23 protein-coding genes and 1 riboswitch are annotated in these 25155 nt (G+C 71.2%); of the genes, 17 read left to right on the top strand and 6 right to left on the bottom strand.

Features of this window, described 5'->3' with window-relative positions; translation table 11 throughout:
* Positions 1-127 precede the first annotated feature (127 nt).
* Together ACIQ7Q_RS15265 and ACIQ7Q_RS15260 are read right to left on the bottom strand one after the other, a co-directional pair.
* The gene (locus ACIQ7Q_RS15265; RefSeq protein WP_403860864.1) at positions 128-1417 is read right to left on the bottom strand and encodes an SGNH/GDSL hydrolase family protein; all 1290 of its coding nucleotides are present in this window, start codon (positions 1415-1417) and stop codon (positions 128-130) included.
* Positions 1418-1498: 81 nt separating this feature from the next.
* Positions 1499-2101 (bottom strand): TetR/AcrR family transcriptional regulator, encoded by a 603-nt coding sequence (locus ACIQ7Q_RS15260; RefSeq protein WP_403860861.1) that lies wholly within the window; start codon positions 2099-2101, stop codon positions 1499-1501.
* Positions 2102-2228: 127 nt separating this feature from the next.
* On the opposite strand from ACIQ7Q_RS15260, the gene ACIQ7Q_RS15255 reads away from it, so the two are divergent.
* Genes ACIQ7Q_RS15255 through ACIQ7Q_RS15245 form a run of 3 tightly spaced genes read left to right on the top strand, consistent with a single transcriptional unit; the run spans position 2229 to position 4669 of the window.
* Positions 2229-3095 carry a hypothetical protein gene (locus ACIQ7Q_RS15255; protein WP_403860858.1) on the top strand — a complete coding sequence of 289 codons (867 nt, stop codon included), beginning with the start codon at positions 2229-2231 and terminating at the stop codon, positions 3093-3095.
* A 22-nt stretch (positions 3096-3117) separates the two neighbouring features.
* Positions 3118-3873 carry an HNH endonuclease family protein gene (locus tag ACIQ7Q_RS15250; RefSeq protein WP_403860855.1) on the top strand — a complete coding sequence of 252 codons (756 nt, stop codon included), beginning with the start codon at positions 3118-3120 and terminating at the stop codon, positions 3871-3873.
* Positions 3874-3922: 49 nt separating this feature from the next.
* Positions 3923-4669 carry an N-acetyltransferase gene (locus tag ACIQ7Q_RS15245; protein WP_403860852.1) on the top strand — a complete coding sequence of 249 codons (747 nt, stop codon included), beginning with the start codon at positions 3923-3925 and terminating at the stop codon, positions 4667-4669.
* Between the two features lie 7 nt (positions 4670-4676).
* Here the strand turns inward: ACIQ7Q_RS15245 and ACIQ7Q_RS15240 are convergent, their stop codons facing one another.
* Positions 4677-5405 carry a uridine kinase gene (locus tag ACIQ7Q_RS15240; RefSeq protein ID WP_403860849.1) on the bottom strand — a complete coding sequence of 243 codons (729 nt, stop codon included), beginning with the start codon at positions 5403-5405 and terminating at the stop codon, positions 4677-4679.
* Between the two features lie 218 nt (positions 5406-5623).
* A complete protein-coding gene (locus tag ACIQ7Q_RS15235) occupies positions 5624-6421 on the bottom strand; it encodes a DUF4190 domain-containing protein (RefSeq protein ID WP_403860846.1) in 798 nt (265 codons plus the stop codon).
* Positions 6422-6617: 196 nt separating this feature from the next.
* Here ACIQ7Q_RS15235 and ACIQ7Q_RS15230 point away from each other — a divergent pair, with 196 nt between their 5' ends.
* From ACIQ7Q_RS15230 to ACIQ7Q_RS15220, 3 genes are all read left to right on the top strand, one after another.
* Complete coding sequence (locus ACIQ7Q_RS15230) at positions 6618-8669, top strand: N-6 DNA methylase (RefSeq protein WP_403860843.1); 2052 nt, start codon at positions 6618-6620, stop codon at positions 8667-8669.
* Positions 8670-8833: 164 nt separating this feature from the next.
* Positions 8834-9490: a hypothetical protein gene (locus ACIQ7Q_RS15225; RefSeq protein ID WP_403860840.1), complete on the top strand. Its 657-nt coding sequence runs from the start codon at positions 8834-8836 to the stop codon at positions 9488-9490.
* Complete coding sequence (locus ACIQ7Q_RS15220; protein ID WP_403860837.1) at positions 9487-10995, top strand: protein kinase; 1509 nt, start codon at positions 9487-9489, stop codon at positions 10993-10995. The genes ACIQ7Q_RS15225 and ACIQ7Q_RS15220 overlap by 4 nt, the downstream gene beginning before the upstream one ends.
* A gap of 19 nt (positions 10996-11014) precedes the next feature.
* Here ACIQ7Q_RS15220 and ACIQ7Q_RS15215 read toward each other — a convergent pair whose 3' ends face one another.
* Both ACIQ7Q_RS15215 and ACIQ7Q_RS15210 read right to left on the bottom strand, forming a co-directional pair.
* Positions 11015-11911: a class I SAM-dependent methyltransferase gene (locus tag ACIQ7Q_RS15215; protein ID WP_403860835.1), complete on the bottom strand. Its 897-nt coding sequence runs from the start codon at positions 11909-11911 to the stop codon at positions 11015-11017.
* A gap of 43 nt (positions 11912-11954) precedes the next feature.
* Positions 11955-14354, bottom strand: coding sequence for a YfhO family protein (locus ACIQ7Q_RS15210; protein ID WP_403860832.1), 2400 nt, complete (start codon positions 14352-14354; stop codon positions 11955-11957).
* Between the two features lie 124 nt (positions 14355-14478).
* On the opposite strand from ACIQ7Q_RS15210, the gene ACIQ7Q_RS15205 reads away from it, so the two are divergent.
* From ACIQ7Q_RS15205 to ACIQ7Q_RS15155, 11 genes are all read left to right on the top strand, one after another.
* The gene (locus ACIQ7Q_RS15205) at positions 14479-15468 is read left to right on the top strand and encodes a glycosyltransferase family 2 protein (protein ID WP_403860829.1); all 990 of its coding nucleotides are present in this window, start codon (positions 14479-14481) and stop codon (positions 15466-15468) included.
* Complete coding sequence (locus ACIQ7Q_RS15200) at positions 15465-15902, top strand: GtrA family protein (RefSeq protein WP_403860826.1); 438 nt, start codon at positions 15465-15467, stop codon at positions 15900-15902. Before ACIQ7Q_RS15205 ends, ACIQ7Q_RS15200 begins: the two co-directional genes overlap by 4 nt.
* Before the next feature lie 203 nt (positions 15903-16105).
* Complete coding sequence (locus ACIQ7Q_RS15195; RefSeq protein ID WP_403860823.1) at positions 16106-16756, top strand: SurA N-terminal domain-containing protein; 651 nt, start codon at positions 16106-16108, stop codon at positions 16754-16756.
* A 19-nt stretch (positions 16757-16775) separates the two neighbouring features.
* Positions 16776-17780 carry a nucleoside triphosphate pyrophosphohydrolase gene (locus tag ACIQ7Q_RS15190; RefSeq protein WP_403860820.1) on the top strand — a complete coding sequence of 335 codons (1005 nt, stop codon included), beginning with the start codon at positions 16776-16778 and terminating at the stop codon, positions 17778-17780.
* Entirely contained in the window at positions 17777-19039 is a 1263-nt protein-coding gene (locus ACIQ7Q_RS15185; protein WP_403860817.1) for a cytochrome P450, read from the top strand. Before ACIQ7Q_RS15190 ends, ACIQ7Q_RS15185 begins: the two co-directional genes overlap by 4 nt.
* Positions 19040-19180: 141 nt before the next feature.
* A complete protein-coding gene (locus ACIQ7Q_RS15180; RefSeq protein ID WP_403860814.1) occupies positions 19181-20143 on the top strand; it encodes a transglycosylase family protein in 963 nt (320 codons plus the stop codon).
* Between the two features lie 276 nt (positions 20144-20419).
* Positions 20420-20591, top strand: a riboswitch (cyclic di-AMP (ydaO/yuaA leader).
* Between the two features lie 3 nt (positions 20592-20594).
* Positions 20595-21260 (top strand): transglycosylase family protein, encoded by a 666-nt coding sequence (locus ACIQ7Q_RS15175; RefSeq protein WP_403860811.1) that lies wholly within the window; start codon positions 20595-20597, stop codon positions 21258-21260.
* Between the two features lie 328 nt (positions 21261-21588).
* Positions 21589-22878 carry a phosphopyruvate hydratase gene (eno, locus tag ACIQ7Q_RS15170; protein WP_403860808.1) on the top strand — a complete coding sequence of 430 codons (1290 nt, stop codon included), beginning with the start codon at positions 21589-21591 and terminating at the stop codon, positions 22876-22878.
* Positions 22879-22992: 114 nt separating this feature from the next.
* Positions 22993-23481 (top strand): septum formation initiator family protein, encoded by a 489-nt coding sequence (locus ACIQ7Q_RS15165; RefSeq protein ID WP_403860805.1) that lies wholly within the window; start codon positions 22993-22995, stop codon positions 23479-23481.
* A 59-nt stretch (positions 23482-23540) separates the two neighbouring features.
* Positions 23541-24059: a DUF501 domain-containing protein gene (locus tag ACIQ7Q_RS15160; protein ID WP_356632945.1), complete on the top strand. Its 519-nt coding sequence runs from the start codon at positions 23541-23543 to the stop codon at positions 24057-24059.
* Positions 24060-24184: 125 nt separating this feature from the next.
* Positions 24185-25126 carry an exopolyphosphatase gene (locus tag ACIQ7Q_RS15155; RefSeq protein WP_403860802.1) on the top strand — a complete coding sequence of 314 codons (942 nt, stop codon included), beginning with the start codon at positions 24185-24187 and terminating at the stop codon, positions 25124-25126.
* Positions 25127-25155: the final 29 nt, after the last annotated feature.

Here is a 25155-nt window from a genome sequence, read left to right as displayed (position 1 = left end):
GGCCGTGCCCGTTCATCGCGGGCGCGGCCGGCACGCCGGTCACCGGCTCGCGGTCATCGGCTCGCGGTCATCGGCTTTTGGTCATCGGCTCGCGGTCACCGGCACGGCGGTCATCCGCGATCGGCCGTCACAGCGCGTCGAGGTCCAGGGCCTCGGCCATGGCACGGTAGCCGGCGTCGCCCGGGTGCAGATGGTCGCCCGAGTCATAGGCCGGAAGGATGCGGTCCGGGTCGGCGGGGTCGGCGACGGCACGGTCGAAGTCGACCACGGCGTCGTACTCGCCGGACGTACGCATCCAGTGGTTGAACGCCTCGCGCTTCGCCTCGATGGCCGGGGTGTAGTAGGTGGAGCCCTTGACGGGGGTCAGGGTCGCACCGATCACCGTGAGCCCCTTGGCGTGTGCCTGGCGGATCAACGAGCGGTGGCCCTCGATCAGCCGCTCGACGGACACCTCGGGAGTCGGCCCGCCGGGGAAGCCCTGCCAGCTGTCGCCGCCGAAGTCGTTGATGCCTTCGAGCACGACGACCGTGCCGACGTCCGGCTCGCTCAACGCGTCGAACTTGAAGCGGTTGATGCCCTTCTCCCCGGCCCAGACCGTGTCGTTGGTGACCTGGTTGCCGCCGATGCCGTGGTTGAGGACGCTGCGCGGCTTTCCGGCGGCGGCGAAGCGCTCGGCCAGCTCGTCCGGGTAGCGGTTGTCGGCGTTCAGGCCGGAGCCGACGCCGTCGGTGATGGAGTCGCCGAACGTGACGATGCCGTCCCGGCGGGCGGTGCTCCCGCCGCTCACCTCGACGCCGGAGAGGAAGAACCAGGAGTCGCTGGTCTCCTTGAACGCCGTCCCGTCCCGGTCGGAGCGGTGGTCCCCGCGCGCCCGGTAGCTGGTGGCGGAGGCGAAGGAGTGGAAGGTCGCCGGTCCGGTCGGCTCCGCCAGGTACAGCGTGACGGTCACCGACTGCAGGGCCCCGACCTTGAACGGCACGCCGTCGCTGTAGACCTTGCCCCCGGCCGGAATGGCCACGGAACCGTTGTGGCCGAAGGACAGCCGACGTACCGAACCGGCCTTCACGGACGCGCCCTCGTCGGTGAGCGCGACCGTCGCGCCGGTGATCCGCAGGGGTGTCCTCCCGTAGCGGTTCGACAGCTCGATCCGGGCCTTGCTGCCGCCGGTGCTCACCCGCACCACCTGCCGGACCGTGTGGTCGAAGAAGCCCTGCTCGGACCAGTTCGGGCCGAAGGGCTCAGTCGGGGCCTGGGGTGAGGCGGCCCAGCCGCCCCGCCACGCGCCGCCGCCGTTCTGTGCCGCCTCGGCTCGAGAAGTCCCGGTCAGTCCCTCCGTGCCGGCGACCGGCAGCGCGACGAGGGTGGTCGCGGCCAGCAGGGCAATGCCCGTGCGGCGCAGGGAGTTCGTGGAAGCCATGTGTTCCGCCCCTTGTTCTGTTCCGATACCCGTCTCGATGGATGCGTGCACGCGCATGCATCAAGCGGGGGCCGACTCCCGCTATTCCCGGGCCCCTTGAGGCTCGGTGGACGCGAACAGCAGACCGGCGAGGGAACGGAAGACCTCGGCGGGGTCCCGGTCGCCGGCCGGGTCGTCCAGATTGTGGGTCAGGAGCAGGGTCGCGAAGCCGTGGGCCAGGGACCATGCCGCGATCCTGGCGGTGCGCGGATCCGGGGCCTTGGCCGAGGCCCGGGCGGAGGGCGGGGCCAGGGAGGCCACCCCCGCGCTGAGCTCGGCCGCGGCGCGCTCCTTGGCCGCCGTCAGCCGAGGGTCGTCGCCGCGGTGCAGGTCGGGCTGGAACATGACCTGGAAGTGGGCGGGGTGGGCGATCGCGAACCGGACGTACGCAACACCCCGCTCCCGCAGACCGGGGGGCTTCGCGAGGGCGTCGGCCAGCAGGTGGTATCCCTCCGTGGCGATGGCCGTCAGCAGGCCCGCCCGGTCCTTGAAGTGGTGGGCAGGGGCCGCGTGCGAGACCCCCGCGCGGCGCGCCAGATCGCGCAGGCTCAGGGCGGAGGGGCCTTCGTCACGAATGACGTCGAGGGCTGCGGACATGACCGCCTGCCGCAGATCGCCGTGGTGGTACGTGCCGCTCGTGCTCATGGATTCAGGCTACGCCCCATCTTGACATTGACAAGTTTCGGGGTCGGGGCGCAATCTGGTCACTGGCTAGATCGGAGCCCGTGGCGGATGGCTGTACCGCCCCACGGCGCATGACCGGGAGGCGGACATGACCGACGAACTCGGACGCGTACGGCAGATGTGGCATCTGCTCGAACCACTGCACGCCGTGCTCTACTACGCCCCGCAGGCCTTCGAGGAGGCCGCGGCGCTCGGCTACCGGACCGATGATCGGTGGCCCAGCTACTTCGCCTGGCGGGCCGCCCCGCTCGGAGAGGCCGGGGCGGCGCAGGTCGGCTCGGCGTTCTACAGCTTCAGCCCGGCGATGGTGCGCGAGTACGTACCGGACGCCTGGCGGGTGGCCGCACCGAAGGACGTGATCGCCGCCAGGGTGCGCGCCGCCGACCGTACGTACCGGGACGTGCTCGGCGAGGCGGTCGCGTCGAAGGAGCTGGCGGAAGCAGCCGCGCTCGCCCGTCGTGCCGCCGAGAGCGCCGACCCTGCCGGGCGCCCGCTCGCCGCCGCCCACGCCGCGCTGGCCTGGGCGGACGAACCGCATGTCGTCCTGTGGCAGGCGGCCACCCGACTGCGCGAGCACCGCGGGGACGGCCACATCGCCGCGCTCCTGGCGGCCGGGCTCGACCCCGTCGAGGCGCTTGTCTCCTTCGCGGCCATCGGGGCGGCCCCCGCCGAGACGTTCGCGAGCCGCGGTTGGAGCGAGACGGAGTGGACGGCCGCTCGCGAACGGCTCGGCCAGCGCGGCCTGTTGGACGCCGACGGTACGGCGACCGCCGCCGGCCGTGAACTGCGCGCCGATGTCGAGCGGCGTACGGACACGATGGCGGCCGCCCCTTGGGCCGCGCTCGGCCCAAAGGACACGGACCGTCTGTCCGAACTCCTCGGCGCGTACTGGGTCGCGATGCTCGGCACCGGGCTGCTCCCCATGCAGAACACCCTCGGTATCGGCAAGGTCTGAGGACGGCGGTACCGTACGGACGGTGAACAGACGTCGGGTGGTCGGGCGAGGAGCGCCGGCAGTGCTGCTCGCGGGTGTATTGCTCACCGGATGCGACGGCATCGGCCTCGAGGGGGACGCCAAACCACCCACGGCCGCACCGGACACCGGCACGAGCCCGCTCGCCAACCCCCGTGGCACCGAACCCGGCCTCGCCCCTCTCGCCGCCGAGGAGGAGAGGGCCGAGGCCCGCGAGCTGATCGAGCGGCTGACCACCAAGGGCCGTGGCCCGAGAACCGGTTACGACCGGGACGAGTTCGGCTACGCGTGGATGGACACGGCGGACGGCGTGCCGCTGGCGCGGAACGGCTGCGACACCAGGAACGATCTGCTCGCCCGCGACGGCCTGGATCTGGTCTTCCGATCGGGTTCCGATTGTGTCGTCGTGGAAATGACCGTCCACGACCCGTACACCGGCAGAACCATCGAGTGGCGCAAACGGGACGCCGCGGAGGTGCAGATAGACCACGTCGTGCCTCTGTCGTACAGCTGGCAGATGGGCGCGTCCCGCTGGGACGAGGCCAAGCGAAGGCAACTGGCCAACGACCCGCTGAACCTGCTCCCGGTCGAGGGCCGCGCCAACAGCGCCAAGGGCGACTCGGGCCCCGCCTCCTGGCTCCCCCCGAGCAAGCCCATCCGCTGCTCCTACGCGGTGCGCTTCGCCCAGGTCGCGGTGAAGTACGAACTCCCGGTGACGACCGCCGACAAGCGGATGATGCTGACGCAGTGCGGCGGGTGACGCCGCTAAACCAGTGGGGAGCACGGCGGACGGTGGTTAGCCTGCAGCCATGGACATAGAGATCACGACACTTGCCGAGCGGCCCGAGCTGCAGGGCCCCATGTGGCAGATGCTGGACACCTGGGTGGAGTTCGTGACCCACGATCCGATCGCCTGGGCCTACATCGGGCGGATCGTCGGGGAGCTGCCCGAGTACGTGCTGGTCGCCACCGACGCCGAGGGCGAAGTCGTGGGGCGGGCGTTCAGCGTGCCGCTGGCGATGGACGTGGACGGGCGCCGGGACTTGCCCGCAGGCGGTTGGGACCAGGTCATGCTGTGGGCGTTCTCCGACCTGAGGCACGGACGCAAGCCGGACATCGTCAGCGCGATCGAGATCACTGTGGCCACCGGCCGGCAGGGGCAGGGGATTTCCGGGCTGATGCTGGCCGCGATGCGCGACAACGTGCGTCGTCTCGGCTTCGACGAGCTGATCGCGCCGGTGCGGCCGAGCGCCAAGAGCGCGGAACCCCTCGCGCTGATCGACGAGTACGCCTACCGCACCCGCGAGGCGGACGGGCTGCCGCACGACCCGTGGCTACGGGTCCATGTGCGGGCCGGTGGCGTCATCGAGAAGGTGGCGCCGACCTCGATGACGGTCACCGGGTCCCTGGACCAGTGGCGCACGTGGACGGGCCTTGCGTTCGACACGACGGGCCAGGTCGAGGTGGAGGGCGGACTGGTGCCCGTGCACTGCGAGGCCGAGCGGGGCTACGGCGTGTACGTGGAGCCCAACGTGTGGGTGCGGCACCGGGTGTGAGCCGCGTTCAGCCCGAGGCCACGACGTATGGGGCCTCGAACGCGGAGTTGTCGATGACGAGGTCCATCCGCGGCAGTGGATCGACCTCGTCCAGGTAGATGCGCTCGGCGACCAGGTAGCGGTTCCGGTGGATCGACTCCGCTTCCGATCCGGCCCAGTCCTGGTCCCGTTCGGCGCCTCGCCGGACGGACAGTTCCGGGTCCACCTGCAACCAGACGCGGTAGTCCCAGTACGCGTCGATCTGCGGCCGGAACGCGAAGACGCCGTCCACGATCAGGACCGAGCCGGGTGCCAGCGGTGTCCTCTCGGCGGAGTGGTCCAGCTGGGTCAGCGGATCGATGCTGCACAGCGCGCACGACGTCGCCTCCGGCGACCGGCACGGGTCCAGAAGCAGACGTCGGGCCGCGTCGTAGTCGTAGGCGTTCCGGTAGTAGCCCTCGCCGGACTCCCGGTCGTAGAGGTGCCGGTCCTTCCACGGGTTCTTGAAGTCGTCGAGCGTCGCCCGCAGCGCCGGGCGTCCCGCGGCGGCGACGGTCTCGGCCAGTTCGTGACCGAAGCTCGTCTTCCCGGCAGCGGTCAGTCCGTCGATGCCCACGAGGAGGCGGCCCTCGCCGAGGGCGAGGATGCGCTTCGCGACCTCTGCCACAAGCGCGCTGCGCTCCGGGGAGGCCGGGGAAGGGCAGCTCTGCTGCCACGTCGACGGTGAGTGGTGGACGGCTGCCCGATGAGAACCCATGCGATGAACATACCGGCGGCCAATGGGCGTTCGCGGGCGGCCGGTTGGGATACGCGGGTGTCGGGTGGGGCCGGCGGGCGGTCGGGGTCGAGGGGGCGGTGCACGCGCAGGAGTCGGGAGCGGCCGCCTTGCGGCGGTCACCCCCGACTCCTCGGGCCTGCTGTTCGCCGGCCGAACCTCAGCTCTTCGGCATGTCGGCTCGTCTGCCTGTCGGGCAATCAGACAGTCAGTTCCCAGTGCGAGGCGTCGTGCATGATGCCCGGGGAGACCTCGACCGTCAGGTTCTTCGCGTCGGCCGGAGCGTCGAAGGCGTACGTGACGGTCGCCTTCTTGCCGGGCAGGATCGAGCCCTCGAAGCCGGTGCCCGCCTTGTCGTCGAAGATCTGCTCGGCGGTCACACCGTCCTTGCCGGCCCGGGTGTCGACGGTCACGAGGGCGGCGTCGAACTTCTCCTTGCCGCCGTTCTCGATGGTGACCGTGACCTTGTAGGCCTTGTTGCCCTTGGTGTGGCCGACCGCGTACTCGCTGGGCGAGTACGACGTGGGCTCGGAGACGGTGACCTTCAACTCGTCGTCGTAGACGGAGGAGTCGCCCGCGGCGAGGCTCTTGCCCTTGGCCGCGCCGTCCTTGCCGTCCGATGACGGCTCCTTCGGGGCGGTGTCCTCGACGGCCTTGTTGATCTCGTCGACCGCTTCGTCCACCGCCATCACCGTGACGATTCCGACCACGACGCTTGCGATCAGCGCGATGAGACCGAGCACCGCGCCGGTCAGGGCCGCGCCCTTGTTGGTGGCCTCGTTCCGCTTGGCGCGGCCGCGGCCGACGAGGCCGAGGATCAGCGCGAGCAGGCCGAGCAGGGTGCCGATCCAGAAGAGGAACGGAATGATCGCGAAGACAAGGCCGATGATTCCGAGTACCAGCGCGGCGGTGCCGAGACCGTTGCGCGCCGGGTTGGGTGCCGTGCCCTGGTCGGGCGCTCCGCCGTACGGCGGCTGCGGCTGGGTGTACTGCGACATGGGTCCCCCCCATTGTTTTGTGGCGGGCCCGACTTCCGTGGCCCGTGCTGCCATGGGTCAATAACAGCAGAGCCTGTGAACCGAGTCAACATAAAAGTGCTTGCGATTTCAATTTCACTCTGTGAAGTGCTGCGCGGCTGTAAAGCCGTTACGCTTCCCGTCACAGCAAGCGGAACTGTGACGGGGAGACAGCCGAGTGCCGGAGAACGCAGCAGAGGTGACCGCCGCCGAAATCGCCCGGCTCGCCGGCGTGGGGCGCGCCGCCGTGAGCAACTGGCGGCGCAGACACGCCGATTTCCCCAAGCCCGTCGGCGGCACGGAGACCAGCCCGTCCTTCGCCCTCGCCGATGTCGAACGCTGGCTGCGCGACCAGGGAAAGCTGGCCGAGGTGCCGCTCCGTGAACGGGTCTGGCAGCAGCTCTCCGGTCACCCCGCCGGAGCCGTCACCGCCCTCGTGCACGCCGGCTGCGCGCTCCTCCTCGTACACGACAGGCCGGCCGGCTGGCTGGAGCTGAGCGCCGTCTCCGACCAGCGGCTGGCCGATGTGCTTCCCGTCGCGCTCGAAGAGGTGCTGACCCGGCGCTTCAGCGTCCCGCGGACCGTACGGACACCGGCCCCCGACGAGCTCGCCCCCTCCGTCCCTCTGCTGCGCGGCGTCGCGGAGCTGGCCGCGGAGAGCGGGGCCCGCAGGGCCTTCGAGTTCCTGCTGGGCCGTCATCTCGACGCCAACCCCCGTCAGTACACGCTCACACCCGCTGAGCCCGCCGCGCTGATGGCCGCCCTCGTCGGACCGGCAGGGACCGTTCTCGACCCCGCCTCCGGCACCGGAACACTGCTGCGGGCCGTCGACCGCCCCACCGCGCTGCACGCCCAGGAGGCCGACCCCGACCTGGCCGCGCTCACCGCGCTGCGTCTCGCCCTGCACGCGGATGCCGACGTACGGGCAGCGGCCGGCGACGCCCTGCGCGCGGACGCGTTCCCGGCGCTCGCCGCGGACGCCGTCCTGTGCCACCCGCCGTTCAACGAGCGCAACTGGGGCCACGACGAACTCGCCTACGACCCGCGGTGGGAATACGGCTTCCCGGCCCGTACCGAGTCCGAACTGGCCTGGGTTCAGCACGCCCTCGCCCGGCTGCGCCCCGGCGGCACCGCCGTCCTGCTGATGCCCCCGGCCGCCGCCTCCCGCCGCTCCGGGCGGCGCATCCGTGCCGGGCTGCTGCGCAGGGGCGCCCTGCGTGCCGTCGTCGCTCTGCCTGCCGGAGCCGCTCCCCCCTACGGCATCCCGCTCCACCTGTGGGTCCTGCGCAAACCCGCTGCCGCCGAACGTCCCTCGCCCGAACTGCTTCTCGTCGACACGGCCCAGCCCGAGCCGGCCGCCGCGGGCCGCGACAATCTCGACTGGCAGGCCATCCGCACGGCGGTGCTCGACGCCTGGCACCCGTTCGACCGGCAGGGCACCGTGGAGGAGACCCCCGGCGTGAGCCGCTCCGTCCCGGTCATCGAACTCCTCGACGACGACGTGGACCTGGCCCCCGCCCGCCACCTGCCGCCTCCCGCCGAGAGCGGCGGCGCCGACGAACTGGCGGCCGTACGCAGGCATTTGACGGACACCCTGCGCCGTACCGGAGAGCTCACGCCCCCGCCCGTGGAGCCGCCGCCGTCCGCCGAGCCCGCCCACCGGCCCACCACCACCGTGGGCGAACTGGCCCGCGCGGGCGCGCTCGTCCTGCACGCGGGCACCGCACCCAGCGGCGCCACGGCGGCGGCCGCCCCCTTGCCCGTCCTCACCGAGCAGGACGTCCTGTCGGGCAAGGCCCCGTCGGGCACGCTTCCCGACGGCACGGACGAGGAGCCCGTACGTGTCGAGGAGGGCGACGTGGTCGTCCCCGTCCTGGGCGGCGGCGCGGTCGTGCGCGTCGTCGACGGACCCACGGCCGGCGCGGCACTCGGCCGCAACCTGCAACTCCTGCGCCCCGACTCCGAGGCGCTCGACCCCTGGTTCATCGCGGGGTTCCTGCGCGGCAGCGCCAACCAGCGCCAGGCCAGCAGTTACGCCTCGACCGCCACCCGGCTCGACGTGCGCCGTCTGCAACTGCCCCGCCTGGCCCTCGCCGACCAGCAGCGCTACGGGGACCGGTTCCGCGAACTCGCCGCCTTCGAGGACGCACTGCGCCTCGCGAACCGGCTCGGCGAGCGGTTGGTCCAAGGACTGTACGACGGTCTGACGGACGGCTCTGTCGGCGTCTGACACCCCGACCCTGCCACCCGCCCGGTGCTTCGAAGACGGGGCGGGGCCCCGAATTCCGGGAGCTGATCAGTTCCACAACGGATCCGTACAACCAGGGAGCCGTTGTCGGTGTCGATGTATACGCTCATCCCGAAACTTCGCTTCTCAGGCACCCAGGAGCACGCATGCACGGCCCCGGCCACGCGCCGCCGCAGCCCCCGCGGGAGACCACCGCGACGGTGGTCTTGCTGCGCGTGCTCTTCGCGATACTGCCGCTGTTCAGCTGCGGGCTGTTGTCGTGGGCGACGATGCTGAGGCTCTCGCTGGTCACCCGGCGGACGCTCGACTGGTCGCTGTTCGCGGCCAATCTGGTCGCGGTGATGGCCTGCTTCGGCACGGTCATGACGGATCCCACCGAGGATCTCACCCTGCTGCGGTCGAACGTCGCCATCGCCCTCCTGCTCGCCATAGGCGTGCTGGTGATGGGGTACTACCTGTTCGCCGAGACCAGGCACTATGCCACCGGCCCGTCGACGCACCACGGCCCGCGGACACAAGCGCGGTTCGGCTACGGATACCCGTCCCAAGCCGCCACGGCGCCCCCGTACGGACCCGCCACCCCGGCCCCGCACGCGATACCGACGCCGCCCCCGCAGCCCCAGCAGAACCCGTACTCGGTGCCGCCCCAGCCGGCCGCGACGCCCCCGCCCCACCCGCACCTTCACCCGGAGCCGCAGCCCCAACCTCAGGCGCCCACTCGCCCGCAGCCCGGCCGTATCGACCAGGTCCGCGCCGAGCTCGACGAGCTCAGCGACCTGCTCCGCAAGGAAGAGGGCAAGTGAACGGACGCGTCATCGCGAGCCGTTACGAGCTGTCCGCGCTCATCGGCCAGGGCGGCATGGGGCAGGTCTGGACGGCGTACGACCGACGTCTCGACCGCCGTGTCGCCGTCAAGCTGCTGCGCCCCGACCACATGGCCGCCGCCACCGCCGCCGACGAGATGCGCCGCCGGTTCGTGCGCGAGTGCCGGGTGACCGCCCAGGTCTGCCACCCCGGTCTGGTCACGGTCCACGACGCCGGCGGCGACGGCGACGACCTGTACCTCGTGATGCAGTACGTCGAGGGGGCGGACCTCGCCGACCACATCGCCGAGCACGACCCGTACCCGTGGGAGTGGGCGGTCGGCGTCGCCGCCCAGCTGTGCGCGGTGCTCGCCGCCGTGCACGCGGTGCCGATCGTCCACCGCGACCTCAAGCCCCGCAATGTGATGGTGAAGCCCGACGGCACCGTGACCGTCCTCGACCTCGGGGTCGCCTCCGTCATCGACACGGACACCACCCGGCTCACCCACACCGGCTCGCCCATCGGCAGCCCCGCCTACATGGCCCCGGAGCAGGCGATGGGCGGCGCGGTCGGCCCGTACACCGACCTGTACGCCCTCGGGGTCCTGCTGCACGAACTCCTCAGCGGCAACGTCCCCTTCGCGGGCTCCACCGCACTTGGCGTCCTCCACCGCCACCTCTACGAGCCCCCGCTTCCGGTCCGCCAGCTGCGACCCGAGGTCCCCGAGCCCCTCGAGGCCCTCGTCCTGCGGCTCCTGGCGAAGGACCCGCAGCACCGTCCGTCCGGGGCGCAGGAGGTGTACGAGGCGCTGGCGCCCCTGCTGCCCGCGCGCGGCGGCCCGTCGGGCCCGCTCGACCCCACCCGCCCGTTCCTTCGGCCCTACGCCCCCTGGCCGGACCGCGCGAGCGCGCCGCCGCCCCCTCTCGCGCCGCCCGTGGCCGCCGAGTCCCGGCCCGATGTCGCGGCCGCCGTCGACGAGGTCAAGCGGCTCCTCGGCGAGGGCAGCATCACGCAGGCCGTGGACATACTCGGCGGCATCCTCCCCGCCGCGGAGGCGGAGCACGGGGCGCACTCACCCGTCGTGCGGATCCTTCGCAAGCAGTACGCGGCGACGCTGATGGACGACGGCCAGTACCGCCGCGCCCTTCCGGAGCTGCGCCGCCTCGCCGACGACCGCACCGCGGAGGCCGGCCCGGCCGACCCCCAGTCCCTGCAGTTCCGCTACGACGCGGCTGCCTGCCTCGAGCAGATGGGCCAACCCGCCGCGGCACTCGCCGATTACCGCGCGGTCCTGCCGTACTACGAGAACACCGACCGCGACCGTGCGCTCCAGGTGCGCCACCGCATCGGGCATCTGCTGCTCGCGGTCGGCGACCACACGGCGGCGCAGCACCAGTTCCGTACGCTGCTCCACGACGCGGAACGCGCGTACGGCCCCTACCACCAGCTCCCGGCGGAACTGCGCCGCGCCCTGGAGCGCCAGCAGCAGTTCCGCTCGGGCTGAGCCGGCGGCGCCGCTCGGTTCAACTCGCGCGCAGATACGCCGAGGTGGACACCCGGCCCAGCATCCGCAGCCGTGAGTCGCCGCCTGCCAGGTGCTTGTCCAGCGCGTCCTGCACACCGGGCCACTTGTTGTCGCCGTAGTCGTCGAGCACGACGATGCCTTCGGGGGCGACGATCTCCTCGACCCATTCCAGGTCCTGCCGGACACCGTCCTCGGTGTGGTCGCCGTCGACGACGACCACACCGTATGTGCGGTCGGAGACTGCGGCCCGCACCTCGGGGTCGGAGGAGAAGCCCTGCTCGATCCGGGAGCGGTAGGGGCCGGGGCTGCCGGCGAACGCCAGGTTGGCCCGCACGACGTCCTCCCGTACGGGTGTCCCCGTCGGGTCCGCGTGCGGCGAGGCGCCGGGCTGGAGCTGGGAGCCGGCCAGCGGGTCGACGACGGTCAGCTCCGGCTCGATGCCCGCGCGGTGCATCATGCGCAGCAGGGCGGAGGCGAACTGCCCGTACAGGGTGCCGATCTCGAGGATGTCGCCGTTCGGCGGCGCGAGCAGCGGGATCGTGGCGAGCTTGCCGCAGACGTTGGACGTGGACCCGGCGAGCCTGCCGACGCCGAGGGCCTCCTGCGCGACGACGGTGCGGTAGGCGGTGACGACGCTCCGGCGGGCGTGCGAGCTGCCGCTCACCTTCTCGATCTGGCGCACGAGGGTGTCGACGGCGCCGGGCGTCGGCATGCGGTGGGTGCCGCGGCCGGTGCTGTCGAGGAGCAGGCCGTAGGCGTACTGCTGCCGCTTCGCCTCCGAGAGCTCTCTTCGTAGCTCCTCGACGTCGGCCCGCAGGGACCTGGTCACCAGGTCCACCAGGGGGAGGGCGGGGCGGAGGGCTCGCTTCGTCAAACGGTTGGGCCAAGAGGGCATGACTGGGAACGTACGCGGGAACGACATCACCGCCCACCAAGCCTTAGTGCTGGGTGGATGAAGTCTCGGTTGCGTGGGTGTGAAGGCCTCGTCGGCGTCGCGACACCGCCGGCGCGAGGACCGTCGCCGTGACCGCGAGCAGCGCCGCCAAGCCCACGGCCGACCCCGCGCGCAGCCCCGGGGGGCGGAACGAGCAGTGCACGGTGGTCCGTGTGCCGTCGAGGGGTACGGCCACCAGCCCGAGATACGAGTCCGCCGGGCGGCCCTCGCAGCTCCAGCCCGCGATCCTGGGAGCCGCCAGGACGGCTGTGCCCGTGGTGCCGGGCGGGAGTTCGGCAGTGACCCCGCTGCCTGAGACGTCCACGCGCACGGCCCCGGTCGCCTTGAGCCCGGCGACGGCGGCGGTGAGGGCGGCGGTGTCCAGGCATCCGACGGTTGCTTCCCGAGGGGCGCCGGAGCCGTAGACGACGGGGGTGCCCGGGGCGGTCACGGTGCCGAGCGGGGTGAGGGTTGCGCGGCGCTTCGGCCGGCCGCCTCGCAGGTCGACCGGCGGGGCGTCACCGAGACGGGCGGTGCCCGTGTAGTCGGGCGCCCACAGGAAGACGCCGGTGCCGACCGGGCACGCGCCCGCGACGGGGGACGTGTAGACCCGCGCGCCCAGCAGCAGTTCCTGGTTGCGGAAGGGGTCGGAGCCGTAGCGGGGTTCGGGGGCCGGTGGCCGTACGGTCACCAGCGGCGGGGCTTCTTCGTGCAGGACCTGGGGCGAGCCGCCGGGAGCGGTCCGGACCCGGGCGCCGACAGAGAAGATCGCGTCGGTGACCGGGTTGTCGAGGGACTGGAGGCTGCGGCCGTGGGACGTCCAGCCCGTGCCGAGGGCTGCCAGGGTGCGGGTGAGCACGTCCGGGGTGTGACTGCTGTAGTACGCGGCGCCCTGGCCGCCCACCAGCATCGGGTCGTTGCCGGTGAGCCGTTCACGGCCGGGGTCCGTGCGGTACTCGGGCCAGCCGTCGGCGCCGCGGACGGCCGCCTCCCGGGCACTGTGCGCAGCGCCCCACGCCGGGTAGTCGTCGAGCCGGGCCGGCCGCTCGCGGTCGGCATATGCGGTGGTCGCGGCGGCCTGTCCCGTCAGCGCGCCGGTCAGCAGCACCGCGGCGAGCGCCATCAGCCTTCCGCGCGCGGCGAGCAGCAGGCCCGCCACCGCCGCCGCCAGCCCGGCCGCGAAGAGCAGGTAGGCCCACACCGAGACGAGTTCGCTGGTGACGGCCCCGAGCGCGATCGCGGTGACGACCGCACCACCGCCGAGCACGGCGCGCGACCCGGGCCAGCCGCGGGACAAGCAGGTCCAGGCGCAGATCACGACGATTCCGGCGAGGACGAAGGTCTGCCGGTAGGGGCTTCCGTTGGGGGTGGCGAAGACATGCCACACGAGATGGGTGGGCCCCCACTGGAGCGAGACTGCCACGGCCACCGCGAGCCCCGTCCACGTCCACCGTTCCCTGGGCGGCACCGAACGGTTGAAGGCCAGGGCACAGGCCGCCAGCAGCGCTGCCCCGCCGACGAAGACGGCCGGTGAGAAGAAGCTGTACGTCGCCGGCAGCGTCCGGGCGAAGACGTCCGTCCAGCCGGCCGGCGCGAACTCCTTGGTCCACCCCGGATAGGCGTGCCGCGACCCGAGGAAGACGGGGACCAGGACGGGCGCGGCCAGTCCTATGCCGAGCAGCACGGTCCGGACCGCCCGCAGCAACACCCGTATCCGCTCCCGTGACCGGCTCTCCTCCAGCAGCAGGCGTACGACGAGGACCAGCGCGGCGCCGATGGTCGCCATGTAGGCGGTGTAGAAGTTGGCGATCCAGGCGAGCGCCACGACGAGTGTGCCCAGCAGCGTCCGGCGCCCGGTGCGTGCCCATTCGCCGACGAGGCACAGCAGCGGGAAGAAGACCAGCCCGTCCAGCCACATCGGGTTGTACGTCGCCTCGACGACCGACCAGCCGCACAGCGCGTACGAGGCCCCGAGCACCCCGGCCGCCCACCGGCGGCCGTTGCCCTTGTGCAGCGCGGTGAGCAGCCAGGTCATGGCCGCGCCGGCCGCGGCCATTTTCGCCAGGGTGACGACGTACACGGCGAGGTCGATCTCGTCCCGCGGGAACAGACCGACGAGCACCGAGAACGGGCTCGTCAGATACGTGCCGAGGTCCGGCAGGAAGCTGGTGCCGTAGCCCGACTGCCAGTTGAGCAGCAGTCCGCCGTCCGATCGCCCGTGGAGCAGGTCCCACAGATGGGCGTGGTACGGCACGAACTGGTTGCCGAGGTCGTTCACGCTGCGGGTGCGGGGCCCGAAGGGGAAGGTGCGGGCGACAGCGTCGCCGGCGCACACGGTCCCGACGGTGATCAGCGCGGCGAGCGCGGCGGCACGGCCGCGCGAGGCGGAGAGCAGAGTCCACATGGTGAAGCGAATATGCCAGCGCAGACCGCGAAAATGGGCCGGGAACAGGCCAGTTCATCCAATGGTCGCCTGAGTGTCATATGGAGAACGGGCACGGGACATTCGGCTCGCTTGTTGTTCTCCTGTGCTGATCTCGATAGTGGTTCCGTGCTTCAACGAAGAGGAGATCATCGGCCGCTTCCACGACCATGTGACCAAAGAACTCGCCCTCCTCGATGAGGAATTCGAGCTGGTCTACGTGGACGACGGAAGCCAGGACCGGACGCTCCCGCTCCTCCAGGAGATCGCCGAGGCCGACTCCCGTACGCGATACGTCTCCTTCAGTCGTAACTTCGGCAAGGAGGCCGCGATGCTCGCCGGGCTCCAACATGCCCGGGGCGACGCGGTCGTCATCATGGACGCCGACCTCCAGCACCCGCCGGAGCTGGTACGGCGCATGCTGCTGCTGCACGGGGAGGGCTACGACCAGGTCATCGCCAAGCGCACCCGCAAGGGCGACCGGGTCACCCGGACCGTCACCGCGCGCGCCTACTACCGGCTGATCAACCGGCTCGTCGACGTCGAGCTCGTCGACGGTGTGGGCGACTTCCGGCTGCTGTCACGGCGCACGGTCGATGCGGTCCTGGAGCTGACCGAGTACAACCGGTTCTCCAAGGGAATCTTCGCCTGGGTCGGATTCAGCACGACGACATTCGAGTACGAGAATGCGGTGCGCGAGCAGGGGCGCTCGAAATGGAGCTTCGGCAAGCTCCTCAACTACGGCCTCGACGGGCTGCTCTCCTTCAACAACAAACCCCTGCGGGCGGCGATCTACCTGGGAATGCTGCTGCTCGCCGTCGCGATGGTCTACGCGGCCTGGATCGTCGGTGTCGCGCTGGTGGAAGGCGTCGACACCCCCGGGTATGTCACCCTACTCGTGGCGGTCATCGCGCTCGCCGGTGTACAGATGCTGATGCTCGGGGTGGTCGGCGAGTACGTCGGCCGCATCTACTACGAGGTGAAGCGGCGGCCGCACTTCCTGGTGAAGGCGACCAACGCCGGCCTTCCCCGACAGGACGACGACCGGTCGAGCAGCAACGGAAACAGGCGCGCGGGGGAACTGGTACGACGATGACGGTGCGGGTCCAGATGGTCAGGTTCGCCCTGGTGGGAGTGGTGAACACCGGGACCTACTACGGCCTGTACCTGGCCCTGCTGACCGTGCTTCCCTACGTCGCGGCGCATGTCGTCGCGTTTGTGCTGAGCATGATCGGCTCGTTCTTCCTGACGTCGTACTTCACCTACCGGACTCGGCCGACCTGGCGGAAGTTCCTGCTGTTCCCGCTCACGAACGCGGCGAACTTCGTGGTCACGACGTGCGGGGTCTACCTGCTGGTGGACGTCCTCCACCTCGGCAGCCGCTACGCGCCGCTGATCGCGGCGGCCGCGGCGATCCCGATCACGTTTGTCGTCTCCCGCACGATCATGCTCCGCCCGGACGCCCGCACCCCGGCGCCGGCCCCCGCGCCGGAACGCGCTCCCGCGCCGGAACGCACCCCCGCCGGCTGAGACCCAGGGGCTGCCGGGGCGACGCGGATCCGTCCCGCACCCCAACTGCCTGCCGAATCGTTTGGCGAATCAGTGGCCCAAGTCACGTCCACTGCCTACCATCGATCACCGCAAGGTCTCGTTCCCACCCGTCGCCCGACCGCCACCCCTCAACGAGGCGCTGCGCGCCACACCTGCCTTTGCAATCACGCCGGGAGGCTCCTTTGCACCGCCGCCGTCGCACCGCGCTCGCACTCTCCGCCGCGCTCGTCGCCGCCGCACCGCTGCTCGCCGCCTGCGGCAGCGAGGCACATCCCGGCGCCGCCGCCGTCGTCGGCGGACAGCGGATCGAGGTGTCCACCGTCCAGGCCGAGGTCAGGGACGTGCGCGACGCACAGCAGGCCTCGCCACAGTCGGCCCAGCTCATCAAGGACTCCGGGCAGCTCGGCCGCGCCAAGCTGTACGACCTGATCGTCGACCGCGTCGTGGGGCGCGCCGCCGAGGACGCCGGCGTCGACGTCAGCCGCAAGGAGATCCAGGAGGGGCGGGACGAGCTCGCCGAGCAGTCCGGCGGCGAGGAGCAGCTCACCGCCATGTATCTCCAGCAGCGCGGCGTGGCCCCGGACCAGCTCGACAGCGCCGTACGCCGCGACATCCTCGTCGGCAAGATCGCCACCGCCATCGGAGCGACGAACAGCCCCGAGGGCCAGCAGAAGCTCAACGAGGCGTTCACCGCCGCCGCGAAGTCCCTGGACATCGACGTGAACCCGCGTTACGGCGCCTGGGACGACAAGAAGCTCGAGCTCGGGGCCTACAAGGCGCCGTGGATCACGCAGGTCTCGCAGGGCACGGAGCCGGTCGAGGCCGGCGCGTAGCGGGAGGTAGGTTCGGGGCGTGACCACCGAAGTATCCGCCGCCGGCCGTATCGTCCTGCTCACCGCCAGCCACCGCGTCGCACCGGGACTCCTGTCCTGGCCCGCCTGGCAGACGCTGCATGCCGCGGACCGGGTGCTGTGCGCCGACGCGGCGCACCCGCAGCTGTCCTATCTGCGCGAGGCGGGCATCGCCGTGGAGCATGCCGCCCCGAGCGCGCAGGAGCTCGTGGACGCCTGCGCCGGCGGACATACGGTCGTGGTGCTCGCCTCCGGCGAGGGCGACCGGACCCTCACCGACGGCCTGGCCCGCCTCGGCGGCTCGGGCCGGGTGCAGATGCCGGACCTGGAGCTGCTGCCGGGCGCGTACGACCTGCCGGGCGCCCGGCTGCTGGACCTGGTCGAGGTCATGGACCGTATCCGGCGCGAATGCCCCTGGTCGTCGCAGCAGACCCACAAGGGCCTCGCCAAGTACGGCATCGAGGAGGCGTACGAACTCGTCGAGGCCATCGAGGACGGCGACCGGGACGAACTGCGCGAGGAACTGGGCGACGTTCTGCTCCAGGTCGTCTTCCACGCGCGCATCGCGCAGGAAGGCCGCCCCGAGGACGGCGCCGAGCCGTTCTCGGTCGACGACGTGGCGGGCACGATCGTCGAGAAGCTGATCCACCGCCACCCGCACGTCTTCGGGGACGAGACCGCCTCGACGCCGGAGGAGGTCAAGGCACACTGGCTGCGTACCAAGGCGGTCGAGAAGCAGCGCGAGTCGGTCACGGACGGCGTGCCCCTCGGCCAGCCGGGTCTGGCGCTCGCGGCGAAGCTGGCGTCCCGGGTCCGCACGGCGGGCCTCGGCGTCGACCTCCCGTCCGGCGCGGGCGTCGGCTACGAGCTCCTCGCTCTCGCCGTGCGCGCGGAGGCGGACGGCATCGACCCCGAAGCCGCGCTGCGGGCCGCCGCCCGCGCCTACCGGGACGCGATCCGGGCGGCGGAGGGGCACACCGGCGCGGCCGGTAACGTCGAGGGGTGAACGACCCCAACAGCGCCCCCGAACTCTTCACCTGGGAGTTCGCGACCGACCCCTACCCCGCCTACGCATGGCTGCGCGAGCACTCGCCCGTGCACCGGACGGTGCTGCCCAGCGGGGTCGAGGCGTGGCTGGTGACCCGTTACGCCGACGCCCGCCAGGCTCTCGCCGACCAGCGCCTGTCGAAGAACCCCGCGCATCACGACGAGCCGGCGCACGCCAAGGGGAAGACGGGCATCCCCGGCGAGCGCAAGGCGGAGCTGATGACGCATCTGCTGAACATCGACCCGCCCGACCACACCAGGCTGCGCCGTCTCGTCTCCAAGGCGTTCACACCCCGCAGGGTCGCCGAGTTCGCGCCGCGGGTGCAGGAGCTGACGGACCAGCTCATCGATGCCATCCTCGCAAAGCAGCACGGAGTGGGAAGCGGCGAGGCGGACCTCATCCATGAGTTCGCGTTCCCGCTCCCCATCTATGCCATCTGCGACATGCTCGGCGTCCCGCGCGAGGACCAGGACGACTTCCGCGACTGGGCGGGCATGATGATCCGCCACGGCGGGGGGCCGCGCGGCGGAGTGGCCCGCTCCGTGAAGAAGATGCGCGGCTATCTCGCGGAGCTGATCCACCGCAAGCGCCGGCAGCCCGGTGACGACCTCATCTCCGGTCTCATCAAGGCCTCCGACCACGGCGAACACCTGACCGAGAACGAGGCCGCCGCGATGGCCTTCATCCTTCTCTTCGCCGGCTTCGAGACCACCGTCAACCTCATCGGCAACGGGGTGTACGCGCTGCTGCGCAACCCCCACCAGCGCGAGCGCCTCCAGGCGTCGCTCGCCGCAGGCGAGAGCGAGTTGCTCGCCACCGGGGTCGAGGAACTGCTGCGTTACGACGGGCCGGTGGAGCTCGCGACCTGGCGGTTCGCCACGGAGCCGCTCACCGTCGGCGGGCAGCGGATCGCGTCGGGCGACCCCGTGCTCGTCGTCCTCGCGGCCGCCGACCGCGATCCGGAACGCTTCGACGAACCGGACACCCTCGACCTGGCGCGGAGCGACAACCAGCATCTGGGATACGGGCACGGCATCCACTACTGCCTCGGCGCGCCGCTCGCCCGGCTCGAGGGGCAGACGGCTCTCGCCACGCTGCTCCGCAGAATGCCGGACTTGCGCCTTGCGGGAGATCCGGCCGATTTGCGGTGGCGTGGGGGGCTCATCATGCGTGGATTGCGCACTCTGCCCGTTGAGTTCACGCCTCAAACAAACTGACGGCCCGTCAATTCTGTGACTTTCACGTGATCTCCGCTGCATCGACTTGTGACTCACGTTCGAATGCGGCTACGTTCACCGACGACTCGGCAGGCATCAGCAGGCCGTACAGTCCACAGCTGTCACGCGAAAGGCAACCGCATGCTCTCCGGGAACGGACGACACCGCCGACCCCGCCAGGCTCCGGCCCTCATTGTCGCGGCAGGGGTGACCGGTTCCGCCATCGCCATTCCGCTGCTCGGCGCGGGCTCGGCATCCGCGGCAGAAGCGAACGTGTGGGACCGCGTCGCGGAGTGCGAGAGCGGCGGGGCGTGGAGCGCCGACTTCGGCAACGGCTTCTACGGCGGGTTGCAGTTCTCCCAGGAGACCTGGGAGACGTACGGCGGTACGGCGTACGCGCCGACCGCCGACCTCGCGAGCCGCTCCCAGCAGATAGCGGTCGCGGAGAAGGTGGTCGCCGCTCAGGGCCCGCAGGCGTGGCCCGCCTGTGGCCCGCTCGCCGGGCTGACGGGCGACGGCGCCGACACCGGTGTCGACCCGGGCCTCCTGCCGCTGCCGGAGCAGAGCGACGCGCCCGTCGACGAGCCGTCGGCGGACACCTCCGAATCGACCGAGCCGACCGATTCAGAGAACACTTCGAACACTTCGGGCGAGTCCGGCGAGCAGGGTGGCGCCGACACGGCAGAGCCGTCGGGCGACGCCGCCGAGCAGCCGGCCCCCAAGGGCGGCGACCCGTCCGAGCCGGCCGCTCCTGACGCCTCGGAAGGCGCCACGGGGACGGGTACGGCCGATGATGCCGCCGGCGGCACCGGCAAGCACCGCGGCGCACCCGCCGGTGACGAAGCGGGAACCGGCGAGACGGGCGAAGCGCGCGATACCGGTCGCCATGCCTCACGGGGTGACGATTCCGCCCGTAACGGCGTGGACGAGGCAAGCGCCCCCGGTGCATACACCGTTCAGCCCGGCGACAATCTGTGCGACATCGCTGCCGAGCGGAAGGTCCCCGGGGGGTGGCCGGCGCTCTACGAGGCCAACGAGACGACCGTCGGGTCCGACCCCGACCTCATCCTGCCCGGTCAGCAGCTCGATCTGGGCCTGACGTAGGGCCAGTTCGCCGGGTGGTTCGCTGTTCTATGTCCGTTCTGTTCCAGTGAGACAAGCGTCTCTTTGCGGCAACTGGCCCAAATCGCCCCCCGATTCCGGCCACTTTGCCCCTCACCTGCGAAAACGGACACACTCGGACCGCCGGATTGGGCGATTTCTCCCCGATGTTCGTCTTTGAACATCGGGGAGCGCTGTGTTTACGGTCTGAACCGCTCGCCACCGCGGGCACCGTCGACCGTCACGCCGAATCCTGCCGTCGGTCGAAGGGAACACTCGTCGCTCACAGCGCCGAAGGCAGGAGCGGGGGACCCAAGGTAAGTGCCGGTCCCGGCCGTCCGCGAGGACGGCCGTCAACGGCTAGGGGTGGAGCCGCGCGCAAGGATGCGCGGCCGGGCACTCACAGGTCCGAACCCGACAGCTCACCTCGTAGGCGTCGGTGAGGAGAAGCTTCATGCTGCGTTCCAGCAAGGCCAAGCACCGTCGCCCCTCGAAGGCCGTCCGTATCGCCACGCTCGCCGGTGTCGCCGGTGCCGCCATCGCCGCACCGATGCTCGGCGCCACCTCCGCCTCCGCCGCGACCACCTCCGAGTGGGACGCGGTCGCCCAGTGCGAGGCCGGCGGCAACTGGTCGATCAACACCGGCAACGGGTACTACGGCGGCCTGCAGTTCTCCGCCTCGACCTGGGCCGCCTACGGCGGTACCGCGTTCGCCTCGACCGCCGACCAGGCGTCCAAGTCGCAGCAGATCCAGATAGCCGAGAAGGTCCTCGCCGGCCAGGGCAAGGGCGCCTGGCCGCACTGCGGCGTCGGCCTGTCCAGCGCCTCCCCCGAGAGCGGCTCCACCGAGCAGTCGAAGCCCTCCACCGAGCGCTCCGAGGCCCCCACCACGCGCTCCGAGCGCTCCGCGGCCCCCGCCCCGGCCGAGAAGGCCGCCCCCAAGGCCAAGTCCTTCAAGAAGGGCGACGGCGAGTACAAGGTCAAGGCCGGCGACACCCTCAGCACGATCGCGGAGGCCGAGAAGGTCAAGGGCGGCTGGGAGAAGCTGTTCGACCTCAACAAGGACATCGTCGAGAACGCCGACGTCATCCACCCGGGCCAGCAGCTCCACCTGAGCTGACCTCCCCCCGTGGGTGAGGGGCTCCCGCGCCGACAGGTGCAGGGCGCAACCGTCGCTCGTCACGGGATCCGAGCACCCCGGTCCGGCGCACCTTCCCCCGAACGCGCCGGGCCGGGGTTCGCTCCGTCAGGGGCCGGAAAAGGCCCAACATGGGTTACCGGCAGGTAGATCCGCCTCTGTTTGTCCGGTGGCGAGAGTCTTGGTGCCCTTTTTCGTCCCAGCGGGCGGGCATCGGCCTGCCTTTGCCCCCGGGCCGGTTAGGCTCTTGCCGCAAGGCCAAGCAGACCTCTGCACTTTTTCTCGCGTCACATCCCAGAAGGAGATGCTCGTGCCGTCCATCGACGTCGTCGTAGCCCGGGAAATCCTGGACTCCCGAGGCAACCCCACGGTCGAGGTCGAGGTTGGCCTCGACGACGGCAGCACGGGTCGTGCTGCAGTTCCGTCCGGCGCCTCCACCGGTGCGTTCGAGGCTCTCGAGCTCCGCGACGGTGACCAGAACCGCTACCAGGGCAAGGGTGTCGAGAAGGCCGTCCTCGCCGTCATCGAGCAGATCGGCCCGGAGCTCGTCGGCTACGACGCCACCGAGCAGCGCCTGATCGACCAGGCGATGTTCGACCTGGACGCCACCCCGGACAAGTCCTCCCTCGGCGCGAACGCCATCCTCGGCGTCTCCCTCGCCGTGGCGCACGCCGCCTCCGAGGCCTCGGACCTGCCGCTCTTCCGCTACCTGGGCGGCCCGAACGCGCACCTGCTGCCCGTTCCGATGATGAACATCCTGAACGGCGGCTCGCACGCCGACTCCAACGTGGACATCCAGGAGTTCATGATCGCGCCGATCGGCGCGGAGTCCTTCTCCGAGGCCCTGCGCTGGGGCACCGAGGTCTACCACACCCTCAAGAAGGTCCTGAAGGAGAAGGGGCTGTCCACCGGCCTCGGCGACGAGGGCGGCTTCGCGCCGAACCTCGACTCCAACCGCGCCGCCCTCGACCTCATCCTCGAGGCCATCAAGGAGGCCGGTTACGCCCCCGGCAAGGACATCGCACTGGCGCTCGACGTCGCCGCGTCCGAGTTCTACAAGGACGGCTCGTACGAGTTCGAGGGCAAGTCCCGCTCGGCCGCCGAGATGACCGAGTACTACGCGGAGCTCGTCGAGTCCTACCCGCTGGTCTCCATCGAGGACCCGTTGTTCGAGGACGACTGGGCCGGCTGGAAGACCATCACCGACAAGCTCGGCTCGAAGGTGCAGCTCGTCGGCGACGACCTGTTCGTCACCAACCCCGAGCGCCTCGCCCGCGGCATCGAGGACGGCGCCGCGAACGCGCTGCTCGTCAAGGTCAACCAGATCGGTTCGCTGACCGAGACCCTCGACGCCGTCGAGCTCGCCCAGCGCAACGGCTTCAAGTGCATGATGTCCCACCGCTCCGGCGAGACCGAGGACGTCACCATCGCCGACCTGGCCGTCGCCACCAACTGCGGTCAGATCAAGACCGGCGCCCCGGCCCGCTCCGAGCGCGTCGCCAAGTACAACCAGCTGCTGCGCATCGAGGAGATCCTCGACGACGCCGCGGTGTACGCGGGCCGCTCCGCGTTCCCGCGGTTCCGCTACGCGGACCAGTAGAGGGACCAGTAGAAGAAGTCGGTTCGAGGGCTGACACCCTCGCCTCCGTTCGTCCCCGGCCGCGGTCCCGTACCGTGTCCGGGGACGTACGCGCGTAACGGGGAGGCGAGAGACATGGCACGCAGGCCGTCCGGGGACCAGGACCGGTTCTCCACCTCGACCAGGCTGCGGTTGCTCGGAGAGCAGACCGCCGCCCGTGTCTACCGCTCCCAGAACCGCCGTCAGGCCCGCCGCTCCCGGTTGACCGGACGTGCCGCCTTCCTCGCCCTGGTCGTCTGCTCGATGGTCGTCGCCCTCGCGTATCCCATGCGCCAGTACGTCTCGCAGCGCGCCGAGATCGCCGAGCAGGAACGCCTGATCGACGACGCCGCAGAGCAGGTGGAGCAGCTCAGGGACGAAAAGGCGCGCCTCCAGGACGACATGTACATCCGGCGGCTGGCCCGGGAGCACCTGCACTACGTGCAGCCGGGGGAGACCGGCTACACCGTGATCGACCCCGAGGCCGCGGAGGAGCAGCGCGAAGACGACGGCGCGGCCGACCGGCCGTGGTACTCGAACGTATGGAACGGCGTGGACAGCGCCGACGGTGCCGACCGCGAGTAGATCCGCGGCACCGGCAAGTCAGCGAACCAAGCAGCGAACAGGCAGCGAACAAGGCAGGCATGGAAACCCCTCCACCCACCACCGAACCCACCGAGCCCACCGACGCGGACATCGCCGCGTTCAAGGAACAGCTCGGCCGGCCGCCGCGCGGCCTGCGCGCGATCGCGCACCGCTGCCCTTGCGGGCAGCCCGACGTCGTGGAGACCGCCCCGCGGCTTCCCGACGGCACGCCGTTCCCGACGCTGTACTACCTGACGTGTCCGCGGGCCGCCTCCGCGATCGGCACGCTCGAGGCGAACGGCGTCATGAAGGAGATGACCGAGCGCCTGGCGACCGACCCGGAACTCGCCGCCGCGTACCGGGCCGCCCACGAGGACTACATCACGCGCCGCGACGCCATCGAGGTCCTGGAAGGCTTCCCCAGCGCGGGCGGCATGCCGGACCGGGTGAAGTGCCTGCACGTCCTGGTGGGCCACTCGCTCGCGGCCGGCCCCGGGGTGAACCCGCTGGGGGACGAGGCGATCGCGATGCTGCCGGAGTGGTGGGCGAAGGGCCCCTGCGTCTCCCCCGAAGCCTGACCGCGCCCACCCCGGCCCTTCCCGACCTTCGGACGGTGGCAGGCCACCGCGTGCACCGCGATGGCCTGCCCTCGTCAGGCAGGGGGCAGAGTGGGGAGAGAACCCATCCCGAGGAGACCACCCCAATGACCCGCGTCGCCGCCATCGACTGCGGCACCAACTCCATCCGCCTCCTGATCGCGGACGTGGAGCCTGCCACCGGAAAGCTCGTCGATCTCGACCGCCGGATGACCGTCGTCCGCCTCGGTCAGGGCGTGGACCGTACGGGGCGACTCGCGCCCGACGCGCTGGAGCGGACCTTCGCGGCCTGCCGCGAGTACGCCGCCGCCATAAAGGAGCACGGCGCGCAGCGGGTCCGTTTCGTCGCGACCTCCGCCTCGCGGGACGCCGAGAACCGCGACGAGTTCGTCGGCGGTGTCCTCGACATCCTGGGCGTGGAGCCGGAGGTGATCAGCGGTGACCAAGAGGCCGAGTTCTCCTTCACCGGCGCCACCAACTCGCTGACCAACCGCCCCGATCTGGCGAAGCCGTATCTGGTCGTCGACATCGGGGGCGGCTCCACCGAGTTCGTCGTCGGTGAGGAGCACGCACGCGCCGCCCTGTCCGTCGACATCGGCTGCGTACGGATGACCGAGCGGCACGCGCCGAGCAGCCCCGCGACGGCCGAGCAGATCGCCGCGATCACCTCGGACGTCGAAGCGGCACTGGACACCGTCGAGAAGACGGTCCCCATCCGTCAGGCGCACACCCTCGTCGGGCTCGCCGGCTCGGTGACGACGGTCGCCGGGATCGCACTCGGCCTGGACGCGTACGACTCGCAGGCCATCCACCACTCGCGGATCTCCTACGAGCAGGTCGAGGAGGTCACCACCATGCTCCTCGACTCCACGCACGACGAGCGCGCGGCCATCGGCGTGATGCACCCCGGCCGCGTCGACGTGATCGGGGCCGGGGCGCTCGTCCTGCTCACGATCATGCGGCGTATCGGCGCCCGCGAGGTGGTCGTGAGCGAGCACGACATCCTCGACGGCATCGCCTACAGCATCGCGGCCGAGGCCTCTGGCTGAGCCCCCGGGCTTCATGCGCCTCGGGCCGG

Origin of the sequence: Streptomyces sp. NPDC096176 (assembly GCF_044763255.1) — a bacterium.
Classification (GTDB): Bacteria; Actinomycetota; Actinomycetes; order Streptomycetales; family Streptomycetaceae; genus Streptomyces.
The sequence above is the reverse complement of the archived record's forward strand: the minus strand, read 5'-3'. Positions and strand labels throughout refer to the sequence as shown.

Bases quoted from the DNA above. Each gene is read 5' to 3' on its own strand.
- ACIQ7Q_RS15265 (WP_403860864.1), bottom strand. From the start codon at position 1,417: ATGGCTTCCACGAACTCCCTGCGCCGCACGGGCATTGCCCTGCTGGCC.
- ACIQ7Q_RS15260 (WP_403860861.1), bottom strand. From the start codon at position 2,101: ATGAGCACGAGCGGCACGTACCACCACGGCGATCTGCGGCAGGCGGTC.
- ACIQ7Q_RS15255 (WP_403860858.1), top strand. From the start codon at position 2,229: ATGACCGACGAACTCGGACGCGTACGGCAGATGTGGCATCTGCTCGAA.
- ACIQ7Q_RS15245 (WP_403860852.1), top strand. From the start codon at position 3,923: ATGGACATAGAGATCACGACACTTGCCGAGCGGCCCGAGCTGCAGGGC.
- ACIQ7Q_RS15240 (WP_403860849.1), bottom strand. From the start codon at position 5,405: ATGGGTTCTCATCGGGCAGCCGTCCACCACTCACCGTCGACGTGGCAG.
- ACIQ7Q_RS15235 (WP_403860846.1), bottom strand. From the start codon at position 6,421: ATGTCGCAGTACACCCAGCCGCAGCCGCCGTACGGCGGAGCGCCCGAC.
- ACIQ7Q_RS15225 (WP_403860840.1), top strand. From the start codon at position 8,834: ATGCACGGCCCCGGCCACGCGCCGCCGCAGCCCCCGCGGGAGACCACC.
- ACIQ7Q_RS15215 (WP_403860835.1), bottom strand. From the start codon at position 11,911: ATGCCCTCTTGGCCCAACCGTTTGACGAAGCGAGCCCTCCGCCCCGCC.
- ACIQ7Q_RS15210 (WP_403860832.1), bottom strand. From the start codon at position 14,354: ATGTGGACTCTGCTCTCCGCCTCGCGCGGCCGTGCCGCCGCGCTCGCC.
- ACIQ7Q_RS15200 (WP_403860826.1), top strand. From the start codon at position 15,465: ATGACGGTGCGGGTCCAGATGGTCAGGTTCGCCCTGGTGGGAGTGGTG.
- ACIQ7Q_RS15180 (WP_403860814.1), top strand. From the start codon at position 19,181: ATGCTCTCCGGGAACGGACGACACCGCCGACCCCGCCAGGCTCCGGCC.
- ACIQ7Q_RS15175 (WP_403860811.1), top strand. From the start codon at position 20,595: ATGCTGCGTTCCAGCAAGGCCAAGCACCGTCGCCCCTCGAAGGCCGTC.
- ACIQ7Q_RS15165 (WP_403860805.1), top strand. From the start codon at position 22,993: ATGGCACGCAGGCCGTCCGGGGACCAGGACCGGTTCTCCACCTCGACC.
- ACIQ7Q_RS15160 (WP_356632945.1), top strand. From the start codon at position 23,541: ATGGAAACCCCTCCACCCACCACCGAACCCACCGAGCCCACCGACGCG.
- ACIQ7Q_RS15155 (WP_403860802.1), top strand. From the start codon at position 24,185: ATGACCCGCGTCGCCGCCATCGACTGCGGCACCAACTCCATCCGCCTC.